This window comes from Arthrobacter sp. Y3223164, assembly GCF_059091005.1.
Genome location: NZ_JBNHGF010001000.1, coordinates 1 through 256 on the forward strand (window position 1 = coordinate 1; position 256 = coordinate 256).

The 256-nt window shown below is 74.2% G+C and carries 1 pseudogene; it reads left to right on the forward strand.

Annotated elements, in window-relative coordinates:
• Nucleotides 1-256: pseudogene (locus AC5RUJ_RS19095) on the forward strand (glycosyltransferase family 2 protein); the annotation flags it as partial.

The following is a 256-nucleotide window of genomic DNA, read 5'->3' on the forward strand; positions in this document are numbered from 1 at the left end:
GCCCGGCCGCGTCGGCGCCACGGTGGTGTGCCACAACATGGACCCGAATCCCGTGCGCGGGCAGCTGGCCGGCCTGCCGGAGACCGTCCGGGTGCTGGAACTGGCCGACGGGATACCGTCCCCAGCCGGGCCGTTCAACCACGGGCTGGACCAGGCCCGGGCAGAATTCGTCGGCATCATGGGATCCGACGACACGCTGGAGCCCGGCTCGGTGTCCGCCTGGCTGGACGCCGCGCAGGCCACGGGCGCGGTCGCC